The sequence below is a fragment of the Streptomyces sp. NPDC001020 genome (assembly GCF_053599115.1).
On sequence record NZ_JBSFLQ010000008.1, the window covers coordinates 145,160 to 171,902 of the forward strand.

The following is a 26,743-nucleotide window of genomic DNA, read 5'->3' on the forward strand; positions in this document are numbered from 1 at the left end:
ACGGAAGAGAGAGATGACGCGAGCCGAGCAGCCAACGGCCCACAACCCGGCCACCGACGACGCCTTGGTCGCGGATTCACGCGAGCGCGCCGTGCGTGCCCTGTTGCGTAGGCCGCAGCTCAAGCGGTTGTGGAGCGCCCAGCTCGTGGGCGGCGTCGGCGACGTCCTCGCCCTCTTCGTGCTGGTCCTGCTCGCCTTCCAGGCGGCCGTCGCCGAGGGCTCCTTCGGAGGCGGCTACCGGGGCGTGGCGTTCGCGATAGCGACCGTCTTCGGCGCGCGCGTTCTCGCCACCGTGCTCTTCGGGGCCGTCCTCCTCGGCCCGCTCTCCGCGCTGACGTCCCCGGAGGGGCCGCTCGATCGCCGCTGGACCATGGTTGCGGCGGACGGGCTGCGAGCCGCCCTGCTGATCGTCGCCCCCCTGTGGATCGACTGGACTCCGACGAAAGCGCTCGCGGCGCTGCTGGTGACCGCCTTCGTGACCGGCGTCGCCGAGCGCTTCTGGACGGTGTGCCGCGAGAGTGCGGCGCCCGCCCTGCTGCCCGCGCCACCCCTGGAGGGCGCGACGGTACGCCCGCTGCCGGACCACCTGGACGCGCTGCGGCGCCTGTCACTGCGTACACGGTTCGTGGCGGTGCCGCTGGCCGCCGCCGGGATCGTCGCGGTGTCGCTGCTGAACAACCTGCTCGGCGCGGGCCTCGCCTGGTTCGACCAGCACCAGGTGGCTCTCTCGGCCTACGTGGCGGCCGGGTTGTTCGCCGCGTCCCTGTCGCTGGTCACCTTCCTCGAACTGCCCGACGCCCGCACTCCCCGCGCGCGGTCGCCGCTGGAGGGCCTGCGCCGCCCCCGGACGGGCACGGGCGTCGACAAGGGCCGTACGGGCGCGGTCCCGCTCCTCGTACTCGCCTGCGCGGCGGTCTCCGGGGGCGTCGCGGCCGCCGTCGCCGTCTCCGCGCCGCAGGCCACGGACCTGCACGGCGGCCCGGTGACGTACGGCCTGCTGATCCTCGCGCTGACCGGTGGCACCGCCGTCGGTATCCGTACCGCTCCCCGCGTACTGCCGTCGCTGTCGCGCCGTCGGCTGCTCGCGCTGGCGATCGCCTTCACCGGTGTCGCCCTGCTCGCCGCGGGTCTTGTCCCGGACGTCACCAGCGTGCTGCTGATCGTGGCGCTCGCGGGCGTCGGCGCGGGTGTCACCGCGAACACCGGGCACACGCTTCTCGACCAGGAGACCGAGGACCACCGGCGCGTCCGGATGACCGAGCATCTGCACGCGGTCGTACGGGTCTCCGTCGCGCTGGGAGCCCTGGTGGCACCAGTGGTGGCCGGGGCCATCGGGCCGCACCGGCTGGAGAACGGCAAGTTCGTGTTCGAACACGGCGGCGCGGCCTTCGTGCTGATGCTGGTCGGCGCGCTGCTGCTGCCGGTCGCCGCCCTGGTCCTCGCCAAGGCCGACGACCGCTCCGGGGTTCCGCTGCGGCACGATCTGCTCGACGCGCTGCGCGGCGGCGACGAACCGGTGGAGGCGCCCGCCGGCTCCGGCTTCTTCATCGCCCTGGAGGGCGGTGACGGCGCCGGCAAGTCCACGCAGGCCGAGGCGCTCGCCGAGTGGATCCGGGCCAAGGGGCACGAGGTCGTGCTGACCCGTGAGCCGGGCGCGACGCCCGTCGGCAAGCGGCTGCGGTCGATACTGCTGGACGTCTCCAGTGCGGGCCTCTCGCACCGCGCGGAGGCACTGCTGTACGCGGCGGACCGCGCGGAGCACGTGGACACGGTCGTACGGCCGGCCCTGGATCGGGGCGCGGTCGTGATCTCGGACCGGTACATCGACTCGTCGGTTGCCTACCAGGGGGCGGGCCGTGACCTGTCCCCGACGGAGATCGCCCGGATCAACCGGTGGGCGACCCATGGTCTGGTCCCGCATCTGACCGTTCTGCTGGATGTCGCGCCGGAGACAGCGCGTGAGCGGTTCACCGAGGCGCCGGATCGGCTGGAGTCAGAGCCGGCCGAGTTCCACGCGCGCGTGCGCTCCGGCTTCCTCACGCTCGCCGCCGCCGCCCCCGGACGCTATGTGGTCGTCGACGCCGGCCAGGAGCCCGAAGCGGTCACGACCGTGATCCGGCAGCGGCTCGACCAGATGCTGCCGCTGTCCGAGGCCGAGGTGAAGGCCCAGGAGGAGGCGCGCAGGAAGGCCGAGGAGGAGGCCCGGCGCAAGGCCGAGGAGGAGGCCGCGCGCAAGGCCGAGGAGGAGCGACTGGAGCGCGAGCGCCAGGAGCAGCTCGCCAGGCTTCGGGCCGAGGAGGAGGAACGCAAGCGGCGCGAGCTGGAGGAGGCGCAGCGGCGCGAGGCCGAGCGGTTGGCGGAGGAAGCGCGGCAGCGGGCCGAGGAAGCCCGTCGGCGTGCCGAGGAGGAGCAGGCGCGGCTTCTGGCCGAGGAGCAGGCGCGGGCCGCCGAGGAAGCACGCCGGAAGGCCGAGGAAGAACGACTGCGCAAGCAGGCCGAGGAGGAGGCCCGGCTGCGGGCCGAGACCGAGGCGCGCCGTCTGGAGAAGCAGCGGAAGGCCGAGGCGGCGCTGCTCCGCGCGGAGGAGGCACGCCAGGCTGCGGCTCGGGCGGCGGCCTCGGCCGCCATGCCGGCCAAGGGCGAGGCCGCCGGTGCCTCGGCGGGCTCCTCGCCGCAGGGGCCGCAGGAGCCGCACGACGAGACCACGCCCGACAACGAGATCACGGTCCCCACACCGCTGGTGAAGCCGTCGAACGCGCCGGGTGGGCCGGGAGACGAGACCGCCGTGCTGCCGGCGGTGCAGGCGGCCGAGTCGGACGCGGAGATCACGGCGGAGCTGCCGATGCCGCAGGAGGCGGCCGACGAGACGGCGGTCCTGCCGCTGGTGCCGGGTTCCTCCGACGAGACGGCCGTGCTGCCTGCCGTGGAGGACACCGGGGGCGGTGACACCGCGCCTCGCGTGCCTCGGGGCTTCTTCCGCGACGAGCGCCCGGCGCCGCGGCCCGACGGGGCCGAGGACCGCACGCGCGAGCTGCCGCAGATGGACCGCGAGGGCCACTCGAGCCGTCGGCCCCGTCCGGACTGGGCGGAGGAGACCCCGCTGGACGACCTCCCGACCCTGGCGGACGAACTGCTCGGCCCGCGCGACGACGACCGGAACGACGGCTGGGGACACGGACGGCGCCGCTGAGACCGGCCGCGGCCGACCGGGCCGAGGCCCGCGCGCAGCGCAGCCCCGCCGCGTTGTCGGTGGTGACCCGCACAATGGATCGCGGTAGGGCGAAGGACGACGGAAGGGCGGTGTCCCATGACTGTGTGGGACGACCTGGTGGGTCAGGAGAGGGTGAGCGAGCAGCTCGACGCGGCTGCCCGTGACGCCGACGCCCTGGTCACCGCGGCCGCGGCCGACACTCCGCCCCCCGAGGCGTCGAAGATGACGCATGCCTGGTTGTTCACGGGCCCGCCCGGCGCGGGGCGCACGCAGGCGGCGCGGGCGTTCGCTGCGGCACTGCAGTGCGTGAGCCCGGACCGCGCGCTCGGCGGCGCCCCAGGCTGCGGCTTCTGCGACGGCTGCCACACCTCCCTGGTCGGTACGCACGCGGACGTGACCACGGTCGCCGCCGTGGGCACGCAGATCCTCGCCGACGACATGCGCGACACCGTCCGCAAGTCGTTCACGTCGCCGGCGAACGGCCGCTGGCAGGTGATCCTCGTCGAGGACGCCGAGCGGCTGAACGAGAAGTCGGCCAACGCGGTCCTGAAGGCGGTGGAGGAGCCCGCTGCGCGGACGGTCTGGTTGCTGTGCGCCCCCTCGCTGGAGGACGTCCTGCCGACGATCCGCTCCCGCTGCCGTCACCTGAACCTGAGCACGCCCTCCGTGGCGGCGGTCGCCGACATGCTCGTACGCCGCGACGGCATCGAGCCCGGGGTCGCGGCCGCAGCCGCCCGTGCCACGCAGGGGCACGTCGACCGCGCCCGCCGACTGGCCACGGACGAGCGCGCCCGTGAACGCCGGGCCGCCGTGCTGAAGCTCCCCCTGCGGATCGGCGACATCGGTGGTTGCCTCAAGGCCGCCCAGGAGCTGGTCGACGCGGCCACGGAGGACTCCAAGCAACTCGCGGAGGAGGTCGACGCCAAGGAGACGGAGGACCTGAAAGCGGCGCTCGGCGCAGCGCAGGGCGGCCGTATGCCGCGTGGCACCGCAGGTGTGATGAAGGAGCTGGAGGACAAACAGAAACGCCGTAGAACGCGCACACAGCGCGACAGCCTGGACCAGGCGCTCACCGATCTCACCGGCTTCTACCGCGATGTCCTGGCTCTTCAGCTCGGCTCCCGTGTCGCACTCGCCAACGCGGACGCGGAGGACACTCTGGAGCGTTTGGCCGGCGGCAGCACGCCGGAGTCCACGCTTCGCCGTATCGAAGCCATAGCCGCGTGCCGGGAGGCACTGGACCGCAATGTGGCCCCGCTGCTCGCGGTGGAGGCGATGACGATGGCGCTGCGGGCGGGGTGACGGGACACGCCTGAGGGGCGGGGACGCTCCTTGCGGAGGACAGTGCCCGCGGCTGATTTACTCCGTCACTCGTACGAAGTGCATGCGCGACTGACAGTGAACGTGACATCGCACATGGTTACGCTCACGGGATGCACATCAGGCGCACTTCCGGACCGTTCCGCCGTTCCCGCCGTCCTCGCGCGTCCCGCTTCCTCCGCTCCGTCGGCTTCCTGCGCCCGCCGCACGTGGTGCGAACGGGCGGCGCGCTGCTCGCCACCGCCCTCCTCGTCCCGGCCTGCTCCTTCGGGAGTTCGACGGCGACGCCGGAGGCCGCGGTGCTGGCCCCGCTGCCCCGGTCCACGCCCTCGACGCTGGCCCCGTACTACGCACAGAAGCTGGCCTGGCGCAGCTGCGGAGTCCCCGGCTTCGAGTGCGCCACGATGAAGGCGCCCCGTGACTACGCCAAGCCGGCGTCGGGCGACGTCCGGCTGGCTGTCGCCCGCAAGAGGGCCACGGGCCGGGGCAAGCCCCTCGGCTCGCTCCTGGTGAACCCGGGCGGTCCGGGCGGCTCGGCGGTCGGTTATCTGCAGCAGTACGCCGGTGTCGGCTACCCGGCGGAGGTCCGTGCCCGCTACGACATCGTCGCTGTCGACCCGCGCGGCGTGGCCCGCAGCGAGCCCGTCCAATGCCTCACCGGACGCCAGATGGACGCGTTCACACAGACCGACATGACCCCCGACGACAGGAAGGAGAAGGACCAACTGGTCGATGCGTTCAAGCGGTTCGCGAACGGCTGTGGACAGCGCTCGCCCGACCTGCTGCGCCATGTCTCCACGATCGAGGCGGCCCGTGACATGGACGTCCTGCGCGAGGCGCTGGGCGACCGGCGGCTGAACTACGTGGGCGCGTCCTACGGGACGTTCCTCGGGGCGACGTACGCGGGGCTGTTCCCGGCCCGAGTCGGCCGTCTGGTGCTGGACGGCGCGATGGACCCCTCCCTGTCCGCCCGCAGGACCAGCGAGGAGCAGACAACAGGCTTCGAGACGGCGTTCCGGTCCTTCGCGAGGGACTGCGTCCGGCAGCCGGACTGTCCGCTGGGCGGCCCCGGCACGTCACCCGCGAAGGCCGGGACGAATCTGAAGGCGTTCTTCAGGAAGCTCGACGTGTCCCCCATCCCGGCGGGCGACGCGGACGGCCGCAGGCTCGGCGAGGCCCTGGCGACCACCGGGGTGATCGCGGCGATGTACGACCAGGCGGCCTGGCCGCAGCTGCGTGAGGCACTGACCTCGGCGATGAAGAAGAACGACGGCGCCGGCCTGCTCATCCTGTCGGACAGCTACTACCAGCGGGAAGCGAACGGCAGTTACGCGAACCTGATGTTCGCCAACGCAGCCGTGAGCTGTCTGGACATGCCGCCGGCCTTCTCGACCCAGCAGGAGGCGGAGAGGGCGCTGCCGGCGTTCGAGAAGGCATCGCCGGTGTTCGGAGAAGGGCTGGCCTGGGCGTCACTGAACTGCGCCTACTGGCCGGTGAAAACGACGGGGCAGCCGCATCGCATCGAGGCCAGGGGGGCGGCGCCGATCCTGGTGGTGGGCACGACCCGGGACCCGGCGACGCCGTACCCCTGGGCCCAGGCCCTCGCCTCCCAGCTCTCCTCGGGCAGGCTCCTGACCTTCGACGGCGACGGCCACACGGCGTACGGCCGCGGCAGCAGGTGCATCGACTCGGCCATCGACGCCTACCTGCTCAGGGGCACCCTGCCGGCGAAGGGAAAGCACTGTTCCTAGGGCGGCCACACACCCCGGAGGCACGCTTCCGGGGTGTGGTCGGAGCACCCCCGGAAACTGTGTAGACTTACCGACGTTGCTGATCGCACCATAGTGCGGACGGCGCGCCGCCTTAGCTCAGATGGCCAGAGCAACGCACTCGTAATGCGTAGGTCTCGGGTTCGAATCCCGAAGGCGGCTCAGACGGAAACCCCAGGCCGGATGTCTCCGACCTGGGGTTTTGTCGTTCAGCGGACGCGTCGGCGGCGGCGGGAGCGAGCCGCGCGGCTGTCGAGGGTCTCAGTCCTGGTCTCAGTGGGGCCCGGACCAGGCTCCGGGGGAGTCGGAACGAAGAACTCACCCATGCGTCGCATGGCGTCCTTCGACAGGTGCGAGCGGCCCTTCACGTACCGCCTCGTCTGGCTGATCTGTGTGTGCCGAAGGATCTCCATGATCGTGGGCATGTCGACGCCCAGTTCGTTCAGGATGGTGCCGGCCGTGTGGCGGCTCCCGTCGTACAGGCGGCGGTCCTCGATCCCGGCTTCAGCGAGCAGCTCCTTGAACTCCTCGTAGTCCTGGCGCGGGTCCATCGGCCGGCCGTCCTCGCGCGCGAACACGACGTCGTACTCCTGCCAGAGCTCCCCGGCCGCCGCGCGCGCTTCCTCCTGCGCTGCCTTGTGGTCCCGCAGGAACGGGATGAAGACGGGTGGGATCGGCACAGGGTTCTGGCTCTTCTTGGTCTTGGGACGGGTGAAGACGAGGCCACCTTCCTTGCGCTTGGGGCAGGCACTCGCGTGCTTGGCGCACGTCTTGGTGCAGGGCTTGGGGCAGCCGCGCTTGTAGTGCTTGTGCGCGCAGCAGTCCGGAGGGCAGGGCTCGAACCGGTGGAGCCGCGAGCCGCACAGGTGAGGGTCGGCGCAGCCATGCCGCCAGGTGAGCCGTTGAAGCTGCCACTTGGGGTGGAACATCTCCGCGTCCAGGTCCACATAGGACCATCGCAGCCCGAGGGTCTCGCCCTGCCGGAAGCCCATGCCCACGCCGACGATCCACCGCATGAGAGTGGGCCGCTTCGCCGCAGCTTCGAGGAACGCCCTGGACTCCTCCTGGGTGAAGGGGTTGGCCTCGGTCTCGTCGACGCTCGGTGGGTCCACGAGCGTCGCAACGTTCTCGCTGATGAGGCGACGACGGTGGGCAATCTTCAGCGCGCGCGACAGGATCCGGTGCACCTTGACGACGTGCGAGGGGGCGTGTCCCTCGTCGAGCATCGCCCGGTACATACGCTCCAGGTGCTCCGGCTGCAGCTTGTCGATTCGGTGCTGCCCGACCCCGGGAATGATGTCGTTTCGCGTCTTCGACCAGTAGTCGTCCAGGGACCGGGGCTTGAGCTTCAGGCTCGCGATGTCGGTGAGGTAGGTCTCCATCCACTTCTCGACGGTGGGCTTGCGTCCCACCTTCGTGGCCCGGCCCTCGTCGCGCTGGCGCTCCAACTCCTTGACCTTGCGCTTGATTTCAGGCTCGGTCTTGGCGCGCCGGTGGCGCCGGTCGGGGCTTCCGTCGTTCTTCACGCCCATCGTGACGCGGCCGTGCCACCAGCCGTCGCTGCCGAAGTAGATGGACGACTCGTTGTTGGCCTTACGAGGGCTCATGTGCCTCCTTCAAACGAGAGGCGCCCCGAGCGGAATGCTCGGGGCGCCTCTTGGGGGTCGGGCTAGTTGGGCAGGACGGGGAGGTTCTCGACGAATGCTTCGAGGTCGACGCGTCGGATTCGGCGCGTACGGCCCAACTTGATGTACTTCAGGGTTCCCTCGGCCATCAGCTCATAGACAGTGGAGCGTCCGATCGAGAGCGCTTCGGCGGCATCTTCAGGCCTGTAGAGGAGTCGGTCGGCGGGGGGAGCAATGGCGGTGCTCATCCGGTGTGCCTCCTCGGCATCGGTCTCGGGGCGCGGCGCGTGTGTCCGAACTGGAGATTTCTGCGTCATTGCGTCATTAGCGTCATACGGGCTTCTGACCTGCGGTTTTGCATGTCGCAGCGCCGTGGGTCTGCGTCATGCGTGCGTCATGGATTGCGTCATCGGTGACGCAGCCCATGACGCAGATGACGCAGGATGACGCAGGGATCGCCGTCTGCGTCATGCCTGTTTCCACAGGTGGCGGGCCGTTTGCGGTGCCTCCATGACGCAGATGACGCAGGTTCTCTCCCTTAGGACAAAAAGAAGGGGGGTGTCTGTTAGTTGTGCGCTCTCAAGAGCAAAGAAGGAGCCGCTTCGCGGCACGTCCTTCGGGCGGCGGCAAGCCGCCGAACAGCAAGAGGAGCACCCTCGCGGCGCGGCGTGCTCCTCTTGCCTTTTGAGAGCGCGGGCGCCGGTCAGAACATCTGGCGCTGTTCGGCCGGCGGCGGGGTGCCTGCTCGTGCGATCTCGACGTAGCGGCCCTCGGCGGTGCGCCCGGAGTCGATGACCACGCCGCGCGCGGCGAGCGTCGGCTGGATGCGCTTGAGCCGGTCGGAGAGGACCTTGCCGGTGGTGGGCCAGCCCTTGGGCAGTGGGCGGCAGTCCTCGCCGCCATAGAGGCCGCTGAGGAGCTGCAGCCACTCCGTTGACGTCCTGCGCTCGTACAGGCCGGGGTCGATGGTCTCGGCGTGCTTGAGGACGGTCTGGGCGAGGAGGTCGCCCTCGATGACATCGTCGTTGAGATCGTCCAGGCTGGCCCGGTACGCGGCGAGCGAGCCGAGGCCGGTCGCGTTGTCGAGCTGCGCGCACAGGTGCGCGAAGTCGGCCATCCGCAGGTCGGTCGGGGTCTCCGCCTCGGCGGCGCGGACCTTGACTGTGAGGTCCAGGAGCGAGCCGAGCACGACGGGGAGGATCTCCGCGTACTCCGCCCACAGCTCGGCCTCGGTGCGCCGCACCTTGGGCCGCTCCAGGCGGAGTGGCAGCAGCCGTTCGGCGAGGTCGGGCCGGATCACGCCGACGTCGATACCGGTCAGCAGGAGCGGCCGGCGGTAGCCGGTGCGGTAGACGTCCCCGTCGGTGAACAGCGCCCGTTTGACGTCCTCGGCGCCGGTGACGATGCAGCACATCGCGTCGGACAGGTCCGGGCCCATGTGGGAGAGGTTGTCCAGGGCGGTGACCCACCCGGCGGCCACGGCCGCGATCAGGTTCGCCTCGTCCTTCGGGGCCCGGCGCAGGTCCCCGCTCATGCCCTCCACGATCCGCATGAGCATCCGCCCGCCCGTGGACTTCCCCGCGCCCTGCGGGCCGGTGAGGAACGGCGCCGGGACGGGCACGGACGGCCCGAGGCAGCCGATCAGCCACGCGATGGCCAGGGACTCGGTCGCGGCGGTGGCGAAGTTGCACAGCCTCAGCAGCAGGTCGATGCCCTTGCCGTCGGTGTCCTTCGCCGGGAGGGGGAGTTCTCCGGTGAGCTGGGTGCGCCGCCAGCAGACCTCACGCGGATCAGGAACGGTGATCTCCCACCCGGTGGGGTGGATGCGCACCGACTGCCCGTCGTCGCGCCCCAGGTCGAGCCAGGTCGCCCCGTCGAATCCGGGCGCCACGCGGATGTGCGTGGACTGCGTTTCCTCGTACAGGGCAAGTGCCTCGATCAAGTCCAACGCCTCCTTGAGCGCGGTGCCGTTGAAGACGCCGACACCGTCCTTGAACATGCCGACCATGAGTTCCTGCCGGTGGCTTCCGGTGGTGCCCTGGGAGCGGATCGGGCGGGCCACCGGGTGGCCGTTGCGCTGGGCGTAGACGGTGCCGTCAGGGGTGCGGAAGTACCGGAAACGCTCCTGCGCGTACTGGGTGATGACCTCGCGGGCGGGGTTCTTCTCGTCGTCAGCCATGCTCAAAGTTCCAACCTGTTACGGGCGTTGGTCCACGCTTCGGCGCAGTGCCGGGCGGTCTCGCCCTTGGCCTGGGCGGCGGTGAACAGCCGGGCCACGTGGGCGCCGGTGAGGCAGCCGCACCGGCCGTGCGCGGAGAGCACGGCCAGGAACGTGCTGTAGACGGCCGCGTGGATGCCGCTGGACGCCTCTGTGATGCGCTGCTCTGCCATCGCGATGCCCCGGTCGAGGAACGCGGGCGTGCGGTGCCGGCAGATCCCCGCTCCGCCCGGCACGGACGCGGCGACGGCGTGGGCCGGGCGCACCGGCACCGGCGCCCGCGGGGGCAGGTCTCGCACGGCATGGGGCAGTGGCGCCAGGGTGCCGGTGCCGTGCCCGAGCCAGCGCGCGTAGGACATCGACGACTTGATGTCGACGCCCTCGCGCACGCCGTTCACCGAGCGCATCGCGCCCCGGTAGATCCAGTGCTCGCCGCGCGTGCTCGGCACGGACCGGGTGGGTGGCAGGTTGGTATGGGCCCAGGTGACGGCGGCCTCGGTGTCGAGGTCGACGACGGTGAGCCCGGCGCCGCCGGGGTGGTAGGCCACGGCCGCCGCGTCCCGCCATACCCGGGCCCATGCCGGGGAGGCGATGACGTTCGGGTCGGTGGTGGCGGCGGCCCAGCCGTGGCAGGGCTGAGCGCAGGTGCAGGGGCCGGGGGTCTTCATGTTCGGCCGGCCGCCGCAACGGTTCCGCGCGCACGCCGGGCAGTTCCCGAACGGCACCTTCCCCCGACGCAGAGGCAGCACGGGCAGACCGTCGGCGGCGACGGCGAGAGCGGTACGCAGGAGGTCGCTCATGCCGCCACCCCCAGCGCGCGGGAGGCAAGGAAGGCACGCCCGATGTACTCGCTGTACGCGGGCGGGATGGCCTCGGTCAGCTCCTCGCGCACGCTCGTCCAGTCGATGCCGAGCGCGGCCTGAAGCTCGGGCACGGAGGGCTTGCCGCCACCGTTGCCGTACGCGGCGACGTAAGGGCCGTCGTAGAACTTGCCGTGCCGGTAGCCGCGCACCCGCCCCCGGTGCGGCACGTGCGCCGGCTGCGGGGCCCTCCAGCCGCCCAACTCGAAGTTGCGGTGGCGGATGACTCCGAGTCCGAACATCTCACCGCACAGGGTCAGATCCTTGCGGATCTCGGCCTGTCCGTTGGGCTGCTCGATCACGTACGGCAGGCCGGTCCGGTCGAGCAGGGCGCGGGTGGGCGCCACGAGGTCGACGTGGGCGCCGCCCCAGCCCCGGGACCGGTTGGTGCCCACGGTCAACGTGTTCTTGGCCTGGCAGGGCGGCGAGGTGTGCACGGCCGCGTACTGCTCGATCTCGCCCGTGTCGATGAGGCGGGCGAGGTACTCCAGGGCGTCGCCCCGGTGCCAGGTGAAGGGGTAGTTCGTGCGGTCGGCGACGTCGCAGCCGTGGACGCGGAATCCGGCGCGGGCGTAGCCCATGGCGGCGCCGCCGGCGCAGGAGAACAGGTCCAGCATTAAGGGCCGCCGGTCCTCTCGCCGAATGTCGGTGGGTTGAGTCATGCTGGAGACCTCCACAGGTCTGTTGAGGACTGGAGACAGGGGCGGCCCGGCTTTGGCGAGACGGGGCCGCCCCTGGCTTTGCGTGTGGTGTCAGGCGGCCTGCTGGCCGGGGAGGATCCGCCCGTCAGCGGTGCGCTGAAGGGCGCCGGACGCGGTGAGTGCCTTGATTTCGCGGGAGACGGTGCCCTTGTTCAGGCCTGTCGCGTCGGCGACTTCCTTGGCGGTGTGGGCGCCCGCCTGAACCGCGCCCAGCACCTTGTCCCGGTTGGAGGCGACGCCGGACGGGGCAGCGTTCTTGACCAGCCGCAGCGTCGCCGGGGCCGTCTGCCCGCCGGTGGACTTCCCGGGCGCCCAGATGGACTTGGGAAGGTCGCGCACGCCGGCGTCGTCCAGGGCCCAGGTGCGGATCAGGCGGGGGCCGTAGCCCTTGAGGTAGCCGTGGCCGCGCCACTCCTTGCCCTGCGGGATCTTGTGCGGGGCGTAGTCGGCGCAGTCGTCCAGCGCCACACCGGACTGCGTGGTGGTGGCCACGCGCAGGGAGAACCGGGTGAGCAGGTTGGGGGCGATCATCTTGTGCAGTCCGGGCGCCGACCCGTCGACCACCGGATACTGCGTGGCCCACCAGAGCACGACACCACGGGAACGCCCGAGGCTGGACAGCTCAACGAGGCGCTGCAGGCGGGCCCTGTCGCGCATGATGTGCGCGAGGACGACCTGGCCTTCGTCGATGAACACGGTGAGCTGTCGGCCGTCCCACACGGAGATTCCGCGACGCTTCATCTCTGCCTTGCGTCGCACCATCTCGGCGTGCGCGTCGTCGATCACGGCGTCGATCTCGTCCGGCTCGTTCGCGCACCGGCAGATCCCGTCCCACGGGATGGACTCTTCGCCCTTCCCGTCGATCAGGACCATGTCGCCGCGCATGTGGGCGGTGGCCATCAGCGGGCGGGTGGACCAGCTCTTGCCGGTGCCGGACGCCCCGGACACCAGCAGACGCTCCGCATAGGGGATCAGCACTTCTTCCCCGGTCTCGATGTCCACACCGAGGCTCATCAGCTCCGCGTCGGTGGGGATGCGGTCGGGCGTCCACAGCGAGGAGACGTCAGCCGCGGCCGACCGAGTGGCCAGGGTCAGGACCGCCCAGCCGCCCCGGGAAGCGGACGTGATCCGCATCCGCAGGGCGGTGCGGGCCCCGAGGAGCGCGCGGATGGAGTCGGCCTTGTCGGAGAGCGTCTTGACCGTCCACGTGCCGTCCAGGCGGATCTCACACTTGATGCCGCCCGGCTCGATCGCGGGCGGGGTGGTGACCGTGCCGGACAGGCCGCGATCTTCGGCGTGCTCCACCCAGTACGCCGGGTCGAGGCGCTCCATGAGCTGACGCTCTTCCAGCGACAGCGACTCGTCGACCACCAGATGCCGCTTGCGCCGACCGAGCGCGAGAGCGGCGGCGTTGGCCCCGATCACCAGCGCGGACGTGGTGGCCGGCCAGAGGGTGAGGTGCTGCGCGGACATGAGCACGGACGCGATCGTGCTGGGCACGGCGTGCGCCGAATGCGCCTGGATCGCACGGGCCTTGAGCGTGGTCGGGTAGTTCACCCGCGCTTCCCTGAGCTTGGCGCGGGTGTCGCGCTCGTGCGCCGTGGCGGCTTTGGCCGCGACGCGGGCAGCGCGACGGGACGCGGCGAACGGGTTGTTCGTCGCGGCCCGCGCGGTCACCTTCTGCGACTTGGCCGTGGACAGGGTGGAGCGCGCGGCGTTGTGCTCCTTCTGCGCCGCCATGAGCGTCTTCAGGTGCTCCGGGGTGCGCAGCTTGTTCCGCCGCTCCGCCTCCAGGTCCCAGCGCGCGGCGAACGGCACGAAGACCGGGGAGACCGAATCAAGGGCCGCACTGGTGGTGTTGGTGGTGCTCGACCATGCTTTCTTCCAGTCCACGAGAAGGTCCTCCAAGACCGTGGATGAGGACCGGTTCGCCGTTACGTGGCGACACCGGTTCGCCCTAGTTGCACGAGGCCGATGGGGCTGGTTGCGTCAACCGCACCGGTTGAACCCCCGCAACCGCCCTGACCTGCGAAGTTGCAGAGTTGAGCGGCGGGAGGGGTGGGGGCCCTACGCGCCCGCGCGCGTAGGGCGGTCGAAAATCGGGCCGTGCAACCCCCTGACGGGCCCCTGAAAGGCCGTCCAGAGGGCCGGGGGTCAAACCCCATCCGCGCGGGGGTTCGAACGCTCTGCGGGCCGTCTACGGCCGCGAGGGTCAACGGGACTTGCGGCGGCCCTTCTTCGAGGTGCCGTCGCCGACAGCGCGGACCACCGTCACGACGCCCCATCCGAGGATGAGCACCATGAAGGCGAGCATCGCCAGGTTCGCCGCGATCGCGGTCAGCACGCCGACCAGCAGCGGGCCGAAGTAGACGCCGGCCGCGACCGTCCCGGCGCCGACACCGGAGCCGAGCGCGATGCGCTGCACGGTGCGGTCCGGGGCGGCCTGGTGGATGTGCACCACCTGCGGGCCGGTCGGCTTCTGAGGGGCGGGGAGGTTGGCGGGGTCGGCGTAGACGTGCTGGCCGTCGGGGAGCTGGACGACCGTCAACGGGCGCTGTGCGGGGAGCTGTTCCATGACGCACCCTCCGGGGCGGTCTCGTCGGGAAAGGCGCAGGTCGAGCACATGCCGAGCGAGGACGGGATCACGTATCCCGCGTCCCTGTGGCACTGGGGGCAGGTGCGGCGGGCGGCGTTGGCCCTGGCCAGAGCCGCCCGGCGGCCGGGCGTCATCGGACGCACCGGCTTGGCGCGGTCGACGCGGTATAGGTAGGCGACCAGCGGGCCGCGACGGCGTCGGGGCCGCTCGATCTGCGCGGCCACCTCCTGACCCCCGGGACGCAGCCCGAGCGCGCGGAGCTGGCGGCGCGTGGCGTAACCGTCCGGGGCGAGTCGCCACCGGTACACCGGCAGGGCGGCCATCACTGAGCCGCAATCGCGAGATCAGCACGGCGCCCGGCGTCGGGGTCGCGGTGCTCGGCGTAGCGGGTCGAGACCCAGCCGACCGACCAGCCGCACAGCTCCGCCGCCTGCCGCACCGAGACAGCCGCCTTGAACGCGGCGGCCACGATCTGGCGCGCCTCGTCCTCGGGCAGCTTCTCCTCGGCCGGGCCCCGGTTCAGGAGTTCGGCGCGTTCACGCTCGGCCCGCTCCTGGCGTTCACGGCGTTCACGCTCCACGGCCGCAGCACGCTCGCGGCGCTCCGCTTCGGCACGCTCGCGGGCCTGCCGTTCACGTTCGCGGGCGTCGCGTTCATTCTGTTCACGCTCGCGTTCACGGCGTTCACGAGCCTCCCGCTCGGCAGCCTCGGCCCGCTCCCGGGCTTCGCGCTCCTCGCGGTGCCGGCGCTCCTCCCGCTCAGCTTGTTCACGGGCCAGGCGCGCCTCGTGCTCGCGCTGTTCACGGGCGAGCTGCTCGGCGTGCTCGCGCTCCTCGCGCGCCTCCGCGCGGGCCCGCTCCTGGTGCTCCCGGGCCGCCTGAGCGGCCTTCTCCCGCTCCGCCTTCCGTTCGGCGTCCTGGGCGGCCTGTGCGGCGGCGATGGCCCGCCGGTAGGCGAGGCTCGTCTCTGCGGTGACGATGAGCAGGAGCGGCGCGACCGAGTGAACGGCCACTCCGACCAGGTCTTTCTTCAGTGCGGAGTCGGCGGTGTTCAGGGCCAGGGTCATCAGGCCGGTCATCCAGCGCAGGACCAGCGGCCAGCGGCCACCGTCCCCGCCCAGGCGGGCCAGCACGTCGTCGAGCTTGACCACGATGACGACCGCGGCGTCCACGACGAGCGGCAGGATCGGCGCCGTCCACGCCCACTCCGGGGAGGTGTGCTCTGCCATGAGCGGGGTGACGGTGAGGATCGAGTAGAGCATCGCCCCGCACACGATCAGCCACGTGCCGCCGGACAGGGCGCGTTCTGCTGAACGGGTCTGAACAGTGTTCACGCCGCCCCCCTCACCGGCTTCGCGACGGGCTCCAGCGCCCCCCGGAATCCGCGCGCGTCGGCGTCGTACGTGAACGTCGTGACGAACCATTCCGCGTCGGCCCAGAACCGCTGCCCAGTGGGCTTCCAGGTCACGTCGGCCGGCACGCCGTGGGTGGCGGTGTCGGCGTAGGCGTCCTCGCGGCTGCGGTAGACCATGACCGGGGTGCCGTAGTGCAGCAGCACGTGAACGTCCCGGCCCGCCGCGAGCGCCTCGGCGAGGTCGTCCCGCAGGCGCCGAAGCTCGATGTCCTTCAGCAGAAGGTCTTGCTGAGCCGCGCTCAGCTCCTTCATGGCCGTGGACAGGATCGCGCCCACCTCGTCCGTGGTCGCCTCGGCCCGCTCCGCGCGCTCGGTGACCTCGGCCAGCGCGGCGGCGTGCCGGGCAGCGTCCAGGAGCGCGGTCTCCTTCGCCCGCTGGGCCCGCTCGAACGCCGCCGCCGTGTCGGCCTCCAGCAGGGCCAGTCGCTTCTTCGTGACGATGCGGATCACGCGGCACCGCCCGTCTGCACGGTGGTGCCGTTGAGCTGGTCGCGGTGGGCGGCGAGCACGCGCCGGCGGGCGCGGCGGATGCGGCGCTCGTCCAGCTCGGTCGGGGTGCGGTCGATGACGATGATCTGCGCGTCGAGCAGGTCCATCTCCGCGCGGATGACGGGCATCTCGCGCTCGATGGCGTCCAGCTCCGCGTCGGTGGGCTCCATGAAGTCGGCGAACGCGGTAACAGCGTCCTGAACAGTGACGATGTGGTTCATGGGTCGTGTTCTCCCTAGCAGGTGGTACGGCCCGAACAGCGGCCCCGGTGCTCGAACACCGGGGCCGCACGCCGTTGAAGTCGGTCGATCCGGCTCCCCTCAGCGCCGCTCGTACGAGACGAGCGGCGGAGGCAACCGGCCGCAGCAGATGAACTGCGGCTAGGTGAGGCAGTGCGGTGTCTCCTTCAGGAACCCGAGCTCCTGGCGAAGGCGTATGGAGACGTGACCTTTCGGTCTAAGCCCTCCGGATGACCAGGAGTCCGGGTCCCTCGGCCCGATCTGTCCCGGGCCCCTTGGTGCCGAATCCGAAGTCGGCACCCGTTTGCGCAGGCGGAGGCAACTCAAGGGAATTGCACCGCTTGCTCAACTTGTTGGTACAAGCTGATGCAGTGATGCTGCACCCACGGACAGTGAGTCGTCAAGCGTTTGGGGCCCACATGTACCAACAAGTTGAGCGAGTGCGTCATGATGAGGGCATGAGCAAGCAGCCGAAGTACCGGCAGGTGGCCGACGCCCTGCGTCGAGAGATCGACAGCGGCACGTACGCGCCGGGCGCGCGGCTGCCGTCAGAGAGCGAGCTGATGAAGCGGTTTGACGCTTCACGGAACACCGTCCGGAACGGGCTAAGCCTCCTGGTCAGCCAGGGGCTGGTGTCCTCCAGCCAAGGGCTGGGCTATGAGGTCCGTCAGCACGAGGTGTTCAAGCTCAACGCGTCCCGGTTCGAGAACCTGACCTTCCCGCAGAACGGCGACGCGTACAGCACCGACGTGACCAACGCGGGCCGGCGTCCACACCAGACGTTCCGCGTCGAGATGACCCCGGCGTCCTCGGACGTCGCGGAGCGGCTCAAGGTCGAATCCGGGTCTACGACAGTCCTCCGCTTCTGTCACCGGTACGTCGACGACGTTCCGTGGTCGACTCAGGCGACCTGGTACCCGGGGTGGCTGGCCGACCTCTCCCCGCGTCTGGCGCAGCCTGGGGATATCGAGGAGGGGACCACGCGGTACCTCGCATCGCATGGGATCGAGCAGGTCGGCTACTTCGACGAAATCGCCACGAGGATGCCCACACCAGAAGAGGCCCGCCTCCTGGAGATCGGAGCCGGCGTACCAGTCCTCCTGTGGACACGTACGGGCTACTCGGAGGACCGGCCGATCCGGTGCACGGTGACCACGTTCCGAGGCGACCTCAACCAGATGAACTACGAGATCGGCACTCTGTCCGGCCGGGAAGAGAACGAACCCCAGTGAGAATCTGCACTGCAGAACCGCGCGACCTGGCCAAGCTGCTCGCCTTCCGAGAGGAGGCGGCAGCTTGGCTGTCTCGCCTCGGCACGGACCAATGGCAGAGGCCGTATCCGGCCGACAAGCTGCTGGCCACGATCGAGGCGGGCTGGGTCTTCATGGTGCGCGACGGAGACCACACCGCGGCCACGATCACCTTGACGCCGGAAGCCGAGGAAGGGCTCTGGGACGCAGCCGAACTGCGGGAGCCCTCTCTGTTCATCAACAAGCTGACCGTTGCGCGGACTCACGCGGGGCAGGACATCGGTGGGCGCCTCCTCGACTGGGCGGGCGACCGCGCGCACTCTGCTGGCATCCAGTGGCTCAGGTTGGACGCCTGGACGACGAATACGGCTCTACAGGAGTACTACCTGCGCCACGGGTTCGAGCATGTCCGCACAGTCAGTCAGGGTGTCGCGGTGAATGGCGGACCGAGGGTGTCAGGGTGGCTTGCGCAGCGAGCGTCGGGCCCCGCAGAGCATGGATTCATTGATGAAACGGCAGCCCCCGAGCGTGCCGCCTGACGTCGACAGCGATGCAGGATCAGGCGCAATCACGGGCTGGATCTAGGAGAGAGGCCCCGCCAGGTACCTGGCGGGGCCTCTCTGTGGCGCGACCAACTAGGCGTCTCACCATGCCTGAAGGAAGCGCTCAGGGCGGCTGGCGCAACGGGCAGTCAATCCGGACTGATCGGCCTCGACGGGTGTTCCGTGCCTGCTACTGGGGGAGAGCAGGACCGACAAGTATCAAGAGGAGAGGGTGGACCCGTGCCGGCATGGGGAGAAAAGGCGGCGGAGCAGGCCAAGCGCGCCCAGAACCGCACAGGCGATGCGTACTTAACGGACGCGGTCGGGGAGGGGCTGGCTGCCGTGGCGTATGCAGTCCTGGAGACGCCCGCAGACGCCAAGCCGCGCGTTTGGTTGGAAGCGCGCAACCCACTGACCAGCATGTGGGTGCGAGCCACGGACATCGTGAGCGCTCGGGTGCGTGAAACTGACGGCGATCAGGCGGAGGGACATTTCGTTCTAGAGGTGTTCGTGCCTGCCCTCTGCACTCCCGATCGGTGGCTGGCAGTGGCTCCAGGCGCATCGGAATGGTTCGAGCTAAACGCCGCCGAGCGGCTGCTGACGTTCCTGGAAGAGACCGCTCGGAGTGAAGAGGATGAGCCGCCAGCAGTCTTTGTCCAGATTCATGGCGAGGCAGGGGACAAACAGGAGTTGCTCGTGGATCGCAACTACTGATGGCAGTGCGGTAGGGATGCTGCGTTCGAGGCGTTGTCGGGACTTGCGGCGCCTGGTCGCGAGGTGGGCTCAATGGTGGTCTCGATTGTCAGGTGATCCAGTGGCGACCGCCAGAGTCCACCGACATCCGTCAGCCCTCCTGACCAGCGGCTGAGCTTGCTTGCAGGACAGGCTCGGACGTCCCCGGACCAAGAGCCGACAACTCGTAATGCGTAGGTCTCGGGTTCGAATCCCGAAGGCGGCTCCATTCAAACCCCAGTCCAGACAATGTCTGAGCTGGGGTTTTTGCGTTCAGCGGACACGGCGGCGACGGCGGGCGTGCTCCGCGCGGCTGTCCGTCGTCTCAGCTGTGGGTTTCGGGCGGGGTGTGAAGGCGTCGCCGATGCGGCGCCGTCGGCCTCGGCGCCGTCTCCCTCAGCTCGCTTAGTCCTTCGCCACCGGCGCGGTCTTGTCGGGCTTCAGCGGATCATGGTCAAGGTTGTCAGGGGACAGGCATAGCCTGACAAGTGCATACCGCGAGGGGGGAACATGCCGAGAGTCCCTGAGTCCCGGCGAATCGGTCGCATGGCGGTGAACGAGGTGCGTTCTCTGCTGGAGAGACACGGCCACATCGTCCAGGAGATCGACGGAGGTAACGACCACGGCGAGGACCTGTACGTCACCTTCGTTCAGAACGGGAGGCGGACGGAAGACGCTGTGGCCGTACAGGTGAAAGGCGGAGTCTCGACGCGAACCAGAAGGGGGCACCGCGTACCTGTCGGCGATCACAGGGACAACTGGCGCGACGGCAGCCTTCCCGTGTTGTGCGTGGTCTACGATCCCGAGCGGGGCGGCCTCTTCTGGGCCAATGCGACCCGCCAGCTCCGCCGGGCTGACGCATTGCGCAAGATGCCGAAGTCCATCGTCGTCTCCCGGGATTCCCTGCTTGGCGACGAGAACCTCGACCTGTTCGTGCAGAGCATGCGCCACCGTTTGGTTCGGGAGCGGGAGGGCGTTGGCCGCTGGGCGGACATGGCGGATGTCGAGTTTGCTCCGGACGACATCGTCAAACCATTCGAGAACGATTGCGACGAACCCATGGTCTTCTGGCAGCGTCGTGGGGAACCGTGCGCTGTACTGCTTCATCACGACCTTGATTGGGAACCTGTGGCCGTTCAGGAGCAGATGCTTCGCTTTCGGCCGATCCCGCACGTCGGCGATGTCATCCTCGACGCAGCAGAAGCGCATTGGCTCCTGAGCTGTTTCAAATCCACTGAGTGGTGGCGTCGGCCGATCGAGCAGAGCGATCCGGTCTGATTGTCGGGAGAGTCTGCTTCCAGACATCCGCATCGCAGTCGTCGCATGGTGAACGACAGCCTCCGCAGGCGGTGTACGTGGTACCGCTCCTCACTGCTGGGCTGGAGACAGTACGCTGAACCGGGCGGGAGCGGGCCCCCCACACTGTGCCCAGGAGGTGCTTCATGACGGCGGAGATGGTGGCCCCGGCGTGGATGCACGAGCAGATCACGGCGGACGTGTACGAGTCCTGGTCCGAGGAGCAGTGCGCCGGCATCGAGATCGTTGACGGGATGGTCGTCGTGAGCCCGAGTGCGTCCAAGCGGCACAACCGGCTGGCCCGGATTCTGGCGAACGCCCTGGATGCCGCCGCGGGCCCGGACTGGAACGCGGACACGGACTTCGATGTTCGGCTCCAGGACGTCCCGCTGACCAATCGGCGCCCGGACGTCGTGGTGTACCGCGCGGACACGATCGACGTCACGCCCACTCGGCCCGAGCACGTGCTGCTGGTGGCGGAGGTGGTCTCGCCGGGCTCGGAGACGACCGACCGGATCGTGAAGGTCGACCAGTATGCCAAGGCAGACATCGGCTTCTACTGGCGGATCGAGCAGGCCGCGACGGGCGTTCCTCTCGTGTACACCTACGTCCTCGACCCTGCGACGAAGACCTATCGGGAGGGTGACATGTTCACGGGCGTGGTCAAGGCTGCGGCTCCCTTCCCGGTGGAGATCGACCTCAGCCAGATCTGACCCACACGCCGCTCAGCGGGCACGCTGAGCGGGAGCGATGCGTGAGCGGACGGTGCCGCACGGAGCATCACCGAGAAGGCCGTGGGGCACTTGCCACGGGCTCTGACCAGGCAGATCCGGACAGTGGAGCACTGTCCGGAACCACCCGGCAGACCCCCACCAGCCCTCGTAATGCGTAGGTCTCGGGTTCGAACCCCGAAGGCGGCTCCATTTCAAACCCCAGCCCAGGCAGTGTCTGAGCTGGGGTTTTCTCGTTCAGCGGATGCGGCGACGCCAGCGGGACCGGGCCGCGCGGCTGTCGAGGGTCCAGTTCCGGTCTCAGTGGGGCCGGACCGGGGTCCGGGGGAGCCGGTACGAAGAACTCGCCCATGCGCCGCATCCCGTCCTTCGACAGGTGTGACGGTCGCCTGATCACGCAGGAAGGGCCCGGCTTGCCGGGCCCTTCGGTTCTCTCGCTATCGCGCGCTGCGGGACTACTTCACACCGACGTAGCTACCCGTGGCGTTGACCGCCGGGGTCGTCGTGGTGCCCGCGAAGGAGTAGCGGTAGTAGCCGCTCGTGGACGCCTTGACCGTGGTCTTCAGGTTGCCCGTGCTGTTGGTCTTGATCGTCTTGATCGTGGTGTAGGCGCTGCTGCCCTTCTTGCGGAACTGCAGCTTCACCGGCTGCACCGTGTAGCCCGCGTACTTCCTGGTGTCCCAGTTGGCGCGGGTCAGCTTGCCCGTGACCGTGACGGTCTTGCCCTTCTTCACCGACGTCGGCGAGGCGACGGCCGTCAGCCGCGACAGCCGCTGGAACCTGACCGAGGAGAACGTGTCGTTCTCGGTGAAGCTCCCGTCCTTGCCCCATGCGCCGGCGTAGACCCGCCAGTTCGTGGCGTTGGTGTTCCACAGGTATCCGGGATCGACCGTGATGGTGAGGGTGCAGGTCGAGGTTGTGGCGTTCGCGGCCTTGCACTTGGCCCTTTCCGCGTCCGGGTGGAACCCGAAGCCGTACAGGTTCGGGTTGCTGTCTCGGCCCCGCCAGATGTAGGAGAGAGCGTCCTTGATACCCGAGGAGTGGGACGCGGTGACGGAGACCGTCACCTTCTTGGTGGCGGTGGTACCGAGCACGATCGGCTTTCCACTGTTCACAACGACCTTGCTGATCACCGGGGCGGCGTTCGCTCCCGTCAGCGCGTAGGAAGGGCTGCTCGCCTGAGAGACCGGCACGGCGATGGCGGACAGGGTCAGGGCGCCGGAAACAGCGGCAACAGTGGCACGAATACGCATGTGTTCCCCAAGTCTGATCTGTGGGTCTACTGGCCCGACAGACCAGACCTGGCGTGAACGTGAAAGGTTGTCCACAAAGTCGCGGCGTGCGGCGGCGAGGTGTCAGTTGTGGTCTCGGTCGGCACCGTCTCCGTGTCTCCGCAGCCTGGGGCGGTGGGTACGTGGGAGGTACGGGGCCACTCATTGACCCTGGCGAGGGATGCATCGCCGCGACGGGGCCTCAGGTCGTCAGGATGACTCCGGCGTACGCTGCGGCCCCGACGACCAGCCACGAACCCAGGCCGAGCAGTGCCATTCGCGCGCCGCCTGAACGGGCCAGGGTCGGCAGGTGCACGGCGCTGCCGAGGCCGAACAGGGCGGCGGCGAGCAGCAGTTCCTGCGCGGTGTCCGCGGCGTCGAGCACTCCGCTGCCGGGCAGTCCGGTGCTGCGCAGCACGACCATCGCCAGGAATCCCACGACGAACAGGGGCAGCAGGGCGGGCCGGCGGCCGTCGCCGTTCACGGGGTGCCCGGCGTTCTTGCGGCGGCGGCTCAGTGCCACTCCCGCGACCAGCGGCGCGAGCATCGCGACCCGGATCAGCTTGACCAGGACCCCCTCGGTCAGCGCCTGCGGCCCGGCGGTCTGGGCGGTGGCGACGACCTGCCCGACATCGTGCACGCCGGCGCCGACCCAGCGCCCGAACTCCGTCGCGTCCAGGCCGAGCGGGGTCTTGAGCAGTGGCAGTACGGCGATGGCGAGCGTGCCGCAGAGCGTCACCAGGGCGACCGACGAGGCGACCTCCGCCTCGTGCCGCTCGTCGCCCTTGTCCTTGCCGAGCACGCCGCTGACCGCGCCGATCGCGGAGGCGCCGCAGATCGAGTAGCCGGTGGCGACGAGCAGCGACAGGTCGTCGGAGAGGCCGATCCTGCGGCCCAGCCACCGTGTCCCGAAGAACGTGACCAGGACGACCCCGACCACCATGACCAGGGCCTGCCAGCCGAGCCCGGCCACGTCGCCGAGGCTCAGTTTCAGGCCGAGCAGCACGATGCCGAGCCGCATCAGCCGCTTGCCCGCCATGGACAGGCCGGGCCGGGCGACACCGCGTACGAGAGAAGCGGCCCCTGGCAGATGCGCCGCGACGACACCGAGCACCACGGCCGCGGTGAGCATCGGCACGGCGGGCACCAGCGCGTGGGCTCCGAAGGCCGCCGCCACACCGACAGCGGCGAGCGCGAGGCCCGGCACGACGCGTTCTATGCGCGGGGCAGCGGGGGGCGGGGTGCGGCGCACGAACGTGCGCCGTTGGGGACCGGTGAGAACCATGATTTTCAGCCTGCGCCGGGTGAGCGGCGCCCGCTAGACGCGATCTCGCGGGCAGGTCATAGAGTCCCCCTATGACCCCTGAGTCCGCCGACGCGCATCCGCGACCGCTCCCCGATCTGCACGCCCTGCAACTGCTGGTCTGCGTCGCCGAGACCGGCAGCCTGGGGCGGGCCGCCGCGCGGCTGCGCATCAGCCAGCCCTCCGCGAGCGCCCGGATGCGCACGCTGGAGCGACGCCTGGGCCTGCGGCTGCTCGACCGCTCCACCTCAGGCTCCCGGCTCACCCCGGCCGGTGCCGTGGTCGGCGACTGGGCGCGTTCCCTGCTCGAACAGGCCGAGGCACTGGTCGAGGGCGCTGCCGCGCTGCGCTCCCGGCAGGAACACCGGCTCCTGGTGACCGCGAGTCTGACCGTCGCCGAGGAACTGATGCCGGGCTGGCTGGTCGCGCTGCGCGAGGAGGAGGCCGACACCCACGTCGGGCTCACCGTCACCAACAGCTCCGGGGTGATCGAGGCGCTGCGCCGCGGGAACTGCGACCTGGGCTTCGTCGAGTGCCCCTGGGTGCCGCACGACCTGCACCGGGCCGTGGTCGGCCGGGACCGCCTCGCCGTGGTCGTGGCCCCCGGCCATCCCTGGGCCCGGCGTCGCCGTCCGCTGAGCGGTCGCGAACTCGCCGATACCCCGCTGCTGCTGCGCGAGCCCGGCTCCGGCACCCGCGAAACCCTGGAGAAGGCGCTGCGCCCGTACGACGGTGTGGCCGCGCCGGTCCTCGAACTGGGCTCCACCGCGCCCTTGCGCAGCGCGGTCGCCCGGGGCCTTGCCCCCGCGGTGCTCTCCGCGCTGGCCGTTCGCCAGGACGTTGACCACGGCCGCCTGGTCGAGGTCGAGGTCGACCCGGCGGTCCCGCTGCGCAGGCTGCTGCACGCGGTGTGGCTCAAAGGTCATGAACTGCCGGAGGCGGCACTGAGACTGCTCGGGGTGGCCCGGTCCGCCTAACGACCTGGGGGGGCAATAGGGAGTGGGTGAAGGAGCGGCCGTGCCGGGCGTCGCGACGCCGCTCCCTATTGCCCCCAGGTCGTAAGGGCTGCTGAGCGGGGGAGAACAACGAGTGCCGGGAGCGGAGCGCGCCCCGGCACGGGCATGCGGTCCCTCAGCGCCGCCGCGACGCCATGCGTTGCCGTACGGCCTCGTAGGTGAAGAGGGCCGCCGAGACCGCGACGTTCAGCGAGTCCACCTGACCGAACATCGGGATCTTCGCCTTGGTGTGGCTGCCCGCGAGCCACTGGTCCGACAGCCCGTACTTCTCGCTGCCGACGAGGATGGCCGTGGGCCCGGTCATGTCGAGGTCCGCCATCAGGACATCCGTGTCGGGAGTCGTGGCGACGACGTTGACCTGGTGCTCGGCCAGCCAGTTCATGACCTCTTCGGAGCCGGCCGAGGCGATCGGGACGGCGAACACCGTGCCCTTGCTGGCCCGGATCACGTTGGGGTTCCCCCAGTCGGTCACGGGATTGGCCGAGATGACGGCGGTGACACCGGCCGCGTCCGCGGTACGCAGCATCGAGCCCAGGTTGCCGGGCTTCTCGACGCTCTCGCAGACGAGGAAGAGGGCCCGGTCGTCGACCTCGATGCGGGAGAGGTCGGTCTCGATGTCCGGCACGACGGCGAGCCAGCCGTCCGGGCCCTCGCGGTAGGCGGCCTTGTCGAAGGCCTGCCGACTGAGGCTGTAGAGGGCGGCTCCCTGTTCGGCGGCACGGGCCAGGACGTTCCTCGGGTCCGATCCGTCGGTCAGCGCCGGGCAGAAGTACAGCTCGCGGGGGCGGACACCGGCGCGCAGGGCGAGGTCCAGTTCCTCATAACCCTCCACGAGGGTCACTCCGGAGTTCTGCCTGTTCCGCCGGCGGCGGAGGGCGGCGAGTTCCTTCACGTGGGGGTTGCTCGGGCTGGAGATTTCCTTGGGCGAACCAACCCGTGGGATGGACGGCATCGGCGGTGGGAATCACGGCGCCTTTCGGGCTCCGATCCTCCGCCCCCTTTCTCTGGTGCACTGCTCGCGGTCGTGGCCAGGGTACATGCGGGTCTCGCGCGGGGACCGCCCGCGCGGCGGCGTGCACGTCCTGCCGGTAGGCGTCGGAAAACCACCGGCCGTCCGGCGTTCGTCCCGGGTGGCGTGAAGCGGCGAACACCAAGCGTCCTCCCGGTGAACGGCTAGCATCGCCTGCACAGTCGTCGGCCGTGGATGAGGTGGAAGTCGTGTCACAGCCGGAGCCGCAGCCCGGGCCCCGTATCGCCGTCGCCGTGGTGACCATGGGCAACCGGCCCGCCGAGGTCGACGCCCTCCTCCTGTCCGTGGCCAAGCAGGACCTCCCCGCCTCCCGCATCGTCATCGTCGGGAACGGCTGCCCCTTGCCCGAGTTCGCCGAACGCCTCGGCCTTCCCGGTGATGTCACCCGCATCGAGCTCGACGAGAACCTCGGCTGCCCCGGTGGCCGCAACGTGGCCCTCGCTAAGCTGCGGGAGTTCGGGGACATCGACGTCGTGGTCGAGCTCGACGACGACGGACTGCTCGTGGACACCGATGTGCTGCGACGGGTACGCGACCTGTACGCGGCCGACCCCCGGCTCGGCATCGTCGGGTTCCGTATCGCCGACGAGCACGGCGAGACCCAGCGCAGGCACGTGCCGAGGGTCGGCGCCGCCGACCCGATGCGCGGCGGGCCGGTGACCGGGTTCCTCGGTGGTGGGCACGCGCTGTCCATGGCCATGCTCGCCGAAACAGGCGACTGGCCCGCGGAGTTCTTCTTCGCACACGAGGAGACCGATCTCGCCTGGCGGGCCGCCGACGCCGACTGGACCGTCCTGTACGCGCCCGAACTGCTGCTCCAGCACCCGAAGACCTCGCCCGCCCGCCACGCCATCTACTACCGGGTCACGGCGCGCAACCGGGTGTGGCTCGTACGGCGGCGACTGCCCCTTCCGCTCGTCCCGGTGCACCTCGGGGTGTGGATCGCCGTCACCCTCCTGCGGACGCGGTCGGCCGGTGGGCTGAGGGCCTGGTGGGGTGGGTTCGCGGAGGGGCTGCGGACCTCGGGCGGCGAGCGACGGCCCATGCGCTGGCGCACGGTGTGGCGGCTTACCCGGCTCGGTCGGCCACCGGTCATCTGATACCACGGTTAGTGCCTGCCGCGGCGCTAAC

General features: G+C 70.2%; 24 protein-coding genes and 1 tRNA gene. 11 read left to right on the top strand and 14 right to left on the bottom strand.

From position 1 onward, the window contains the following. Nucleotides 1–13: 13 nt before the first annotated feature. The 4 genes from tmk to ACWDEX_RS09985 all read left to right on the top strand — a co-directional run bounded on the left by tmk (nucleotide 14) and on the right by ACWDEX_RS09985 (nucleotide 6,462). On the top strand, nucleotides 14–3,190 hold the full coding sequence (gene tmk / locus ACWDEX_RS09970; protein WP_450462771.1) for a dTMP kinase: 3,177 nt from the start codon (nucleotides 14–16) through the stop codon (nucleotides 3,188–3,190). A 117-nt stretch (nucleotides 3,191–3,307) separates the two neighbouring features. Further along, entirely contained in the window at nucleotides 3,308–4,513 is a 1,206-nt protein-coding gene (locus ACWDEX_RS09975) for a DNA polymerase III subunit delta' (RefSeq protein ID WP_450462772.1), read from the top strand. A gap of 131 nt (nucleotides 4,514–4,644) precedes the next feature. Further along, entirely contained in the window at nucleotides 4,645–6,282 is a 1,638-nt protein-coding gene (locus tag ACWDEX_RS09980; RefSeq protein ID WP_450462773.1) for an alpha/beta hydrolase, read from the top strand. A gap of 106 nt (nucleotides 6,283–6,388) precedes the next feature. Further along, nucleotides 6,389–6,462, top strand: a tRNA-Thr gene (locus tag ACWDEX_RS09985). Nucleotides 6,463–6,509: 47 nt separating this feature from the next. On the opposite strand, the gene ACWDEX_RS09990 is transcribed toward ACWDEX_RS09985, so the two are convergent. The 11 genes from ACWDEX_RS09990 to ACWDEX_RS10040 form a co-directional block, all read right to left on the bottom strand. Beyond that, on the bottom strand, nucleotides 6,510–7,907 hold the full coding sequence (locus ACWDEX_RS09990) for a tyrosine-type recombinase/integrase (RefSeq protein WP_450462774.1): 1,398 nt from the start codon (nucleotides 7,905–7,907) through the stop codon (nucleotides 6,510–6,512). Between the two features lie 62 nt (nucleotides 7,908–7,969). After that, nucleotides 7,970–8,173 (bottom strand): helix-turn-helix domain-containing protein, encoded by a 204-nt coding sequence (locus ACWDEX_RS09995; RefSeq protein WP_450462775.1) that lies wholly within the window; start codon nucleotides 8,171–8,173, stop codon nucleotides 7,970–7,972. Between the two features lie 455 nt (nucleotides 8,174–8,628). Then, the gene (locus tag ACWDEX_RS10000) at nucleotides 8,629–10,104 is read right to left on the bottom strand and encodes an ATP-binding protein (protein WP_450462776.1); all 1,476 of its coding nucleotides are present in this window, start codon (nucleotides 10,102–10,104) and stop codon (nucleotides 8,629–8,631) included. 2 nt (nucleotides 10,105–10,106) lie between these two features. Further along, complete coding sequence (locus ACWDEX_RS10005; protein ID WP_450462777.1) at nucleotides 10,107–10,943, bottom strand: bifunctional DNA primase/polymerase; 837 nt, start codon at nucleotides 10,941–10,943, stop codon at nucleotides 10,107–10,109. Next, nucleotides 10,940–11,665, bottom strand: a complete 726-nt coding sequence (locus ACWDEX_RS10010) for a DNA methylase (RefSeq protein ID WP_450462778.1) — start codon at nucleotides 11,663–11,665, stop codon at nucleotides 10,940–10,942. The genes ACWDEX_RS10005 and ACWDEX_RS10010 overlap by 4 nt, the downstream gene beginning before the upstream one ends. A 90-nt stretch (nucleotides 11,666–11,755) precedes the next feature. Further along, entirely contained in the window at nucleotides 11,756–13,597 is a 1,842-nt protein-coding gene (locus ACWDEX_RS10015) for an ATP-binding protein (protein WP_450462779.1), read from the bottom strand. Nucleotides 13,598–13,916: 319 nt separating this feature from the next. Further along, nucleotides 13,917–14,279, bottom strand: a complete 363-nt coding sequence (locus ACWDEX_RS10020; RefSeq protein WP_450462780.1) for a DUF6251 family protein — start codon at nucleotides 14,277–14,279, stop codon at nucleotides 13,917–13,919. Continuing rightward, nucleotides 14,249–14,623, bottom strand: a complete 375-nt coding sequence (locus ACWDEX_RS10025) for an RRQRL motif-containing zinc-binding protein (protein ID WP_450462781.1) — start codon at nucleotides 14,621–14,623, stop codon at nucleotides 14,249–14,251. Before ACWDEX_RS10025 ends, ACWDEX_RS10020 begins: the two co-directional genes overlap by 31 nt. Further along, complete coding sequence (locus tag ACWDEX_RS10030) at nucleotides 14,623–15,633, bottom strand: DUF2637 domain-containing protein (RefSeq protein WP_450462782.1); 1,011 nt, start codon at nucleotides 15,631–15,633, stop codon at nucleotides 14,623–14,625. Before ACWDEX_RS10030 ends, ACWDEX_RS10025 begins: the two co-directional genes overlap by 1 nt. Then, complete coding sequence (locus ACWDEX_RS10035) at nucleotides 15,630–16,163, bottom strand: hypothetical protein (protein ID WP_450462783.1); 534 nt, start codon at nucleotides 16,161–16,163, stop codon at nucleotides 15,630–15,632. Before ACWDEX_RS10035 ends, ACWDEX_RS10030 begins: the two co-directional genes overlap by 4 nt. Next, a complete protein-coding gene (locus ACWDEX_RS10040; RefSeq protein ID WP_450462784.1) occupies nucleotides 16,160–16,423 on the bottom strand; it encodes a DUF6284 family protein in 264 nt (87 codons plus the stop codon). Before ACWDEX_RS10040 ends, ACWDEX_RS10035 begins: the two co-directional genes overlap by 4 nt. 476 nt (nucleotides 16,424–16,899) lie before the next feature. Here ACWDEX_RS10040 and ACWDEX_RS10045 point away from each other — a divergent pair, with 476 nt between their 5' ends. The 5 genes from ACWDEX_RS10045 (at nucleotide 16,900) to ACWDEX_RS10065 (ending at nucleotide 20,974) form a co-directional block, all read left to right on the top strand. Next, nucleotides 16,900–17,673, top strand: a complete 774-nt coding sequence (locus tag ACWDEX_RS10045) for a GntR family transcriptional regulator (RefSeq protein ID WP_450462785.1) — start codon at nucleotides 16,900–16,902, stop codon at nucleotides 17,671–17,673. After that, nucleotides 17,670–18,230, top strand: a complete 561-nt coding sequence (locus ACWDEX_RS10050) for a GNAT family N-acetyltransferase (protein ID WP_450462786.1) — start codon at nucleotides 17,670–17,672, stop codon at nucleotides 18,228–18,230. The genes ACWDEX_RS10045 and ACWDEX_RS10050 overlap by 4 nt, the downstream gene beginning before the upstream one ends. A 243-nt stretch (nucleotides 18,231–18,473) precedes the next feature. Further along, nucleotides 18,474–18,947, top strand: coding sequence for a hypothetical protein (locus tag ACWDEX_RS10055; RefSeq protein WP_450462787.1), 474 nt, complete (start codon nucleotides 18,474–18,476; stop codon nucleotides 18,945–18,947). Nucleotides 18,948–19,511: 564 nt separating this feature from the next. Next, on the top strand, nucleotides 19,512–20,243 hold the full coding sequence (locus ACWDEX_RS10060) for a DUF4365 domain-containing protein (RefSeq protein WP_450462788.1): 732 nt from the start codon (nucleotides 19,512–19,514) through the stop codon (nucleotides 20,241–20,243). A gap of 164 nt (nucleotides 20,244–20,407) precedes the next feature. Further along, nucleotides 20,408–20,974 (top strand): Uma2 family endonuclease, encoded by a 567-nt coding sequence (locus tag ACWDEX_RS10065; protein ID WP_450462789.1) that lies wholly within the window; start codon nucleotides 20,408–20,410, stop codon nucleotides 20,972–20,974. A gap of 473 nt (nucleotides 20,975–21,447) precedes the next feature. On the opposite strand, the gene ACWDEX_RS10070 is transcribed toward ACWDEX_RS10065, so the two are convergent. Beyond that, entirely contained in the window at nucleotides 21,448–22,245 is a 798-nt protein-coding gene (locus tag ACWDEX_RS10070; protein ID WP_450462790.1) for a DUF5707 domain-containing protein, read from the bottom strand. Nucleotides 22,246–22,465: 220 nt separating this feature from the next. Then, nucleotides 22,466–23,548, bottom strand: a complete 1,083-nt coding sequence (locus tag ACWDEX_RS10075; protein ID WP_450462791.1) for a YeiH family protein — start codon at nucleotides 23,546–23,548, stop codon at nucleotides 22,466–22,468. A 71-nt stretch (nucleotides 23,549–23,619) separates the two neighbouring features. Here ACWDEX_RS10075 and ACWDEX_RS10080 point away from each other — a divergent pair, with 71 nt between their 5' ends. Next, nucleotides 23,620–24,543 (top strand): LysR substrate-binding domain-containing protein, encoded by a 924-nt coding sequence (locus ACWDEX_RS10080; RefSeq protein ID WP_450462792.1) that lies wholly within the window; start codon nucleotides 23,620–23,622, stop codon nucleotides 24,541–24,543. 154 nt (nucleotides 24,544–24,697) lie between these two features. Here ACWDEX_RS10080 and ACWDEX_RS10085 read toward each other — a convergent pair whose 3' ends face one another. Then, the gene (locus tag ACWDEX_RS10085) at nucleotides 24,698–25,474 is read right to left on the bottom strand and encodes a TrmH family RNA methyltransferase (RefSeq protein WP_450462793.1); all 777 of its coding nucleotides are present in this window, start codon (nucleotides 25,472–25,474) and stop codon (nucleotides 24,698–24,700) included. A gap of 380 nt (nucleotides 25,475–25,854) precedes the next feature. On the opposite strand from ACWDEX_RS10085, the gene ACWDEX_RS10090 reads away from it, so the two are divergent. Continuing rightward, nucleotides 25,855–26,712 (top strand): glycosyltransferase family 2 protein, encoded by an 858-nt coding sequence (locus tag ACWDEX_RS10090; protein ID WP_450462871.1) that lies wholly within the window; start codon nucleotides 25,855–25,857, stop codon nucleotides 26,710–26,712. The last annotated feature ends 31 nt before the right edge of the window (nucleotides 26,713–26,743 follow it).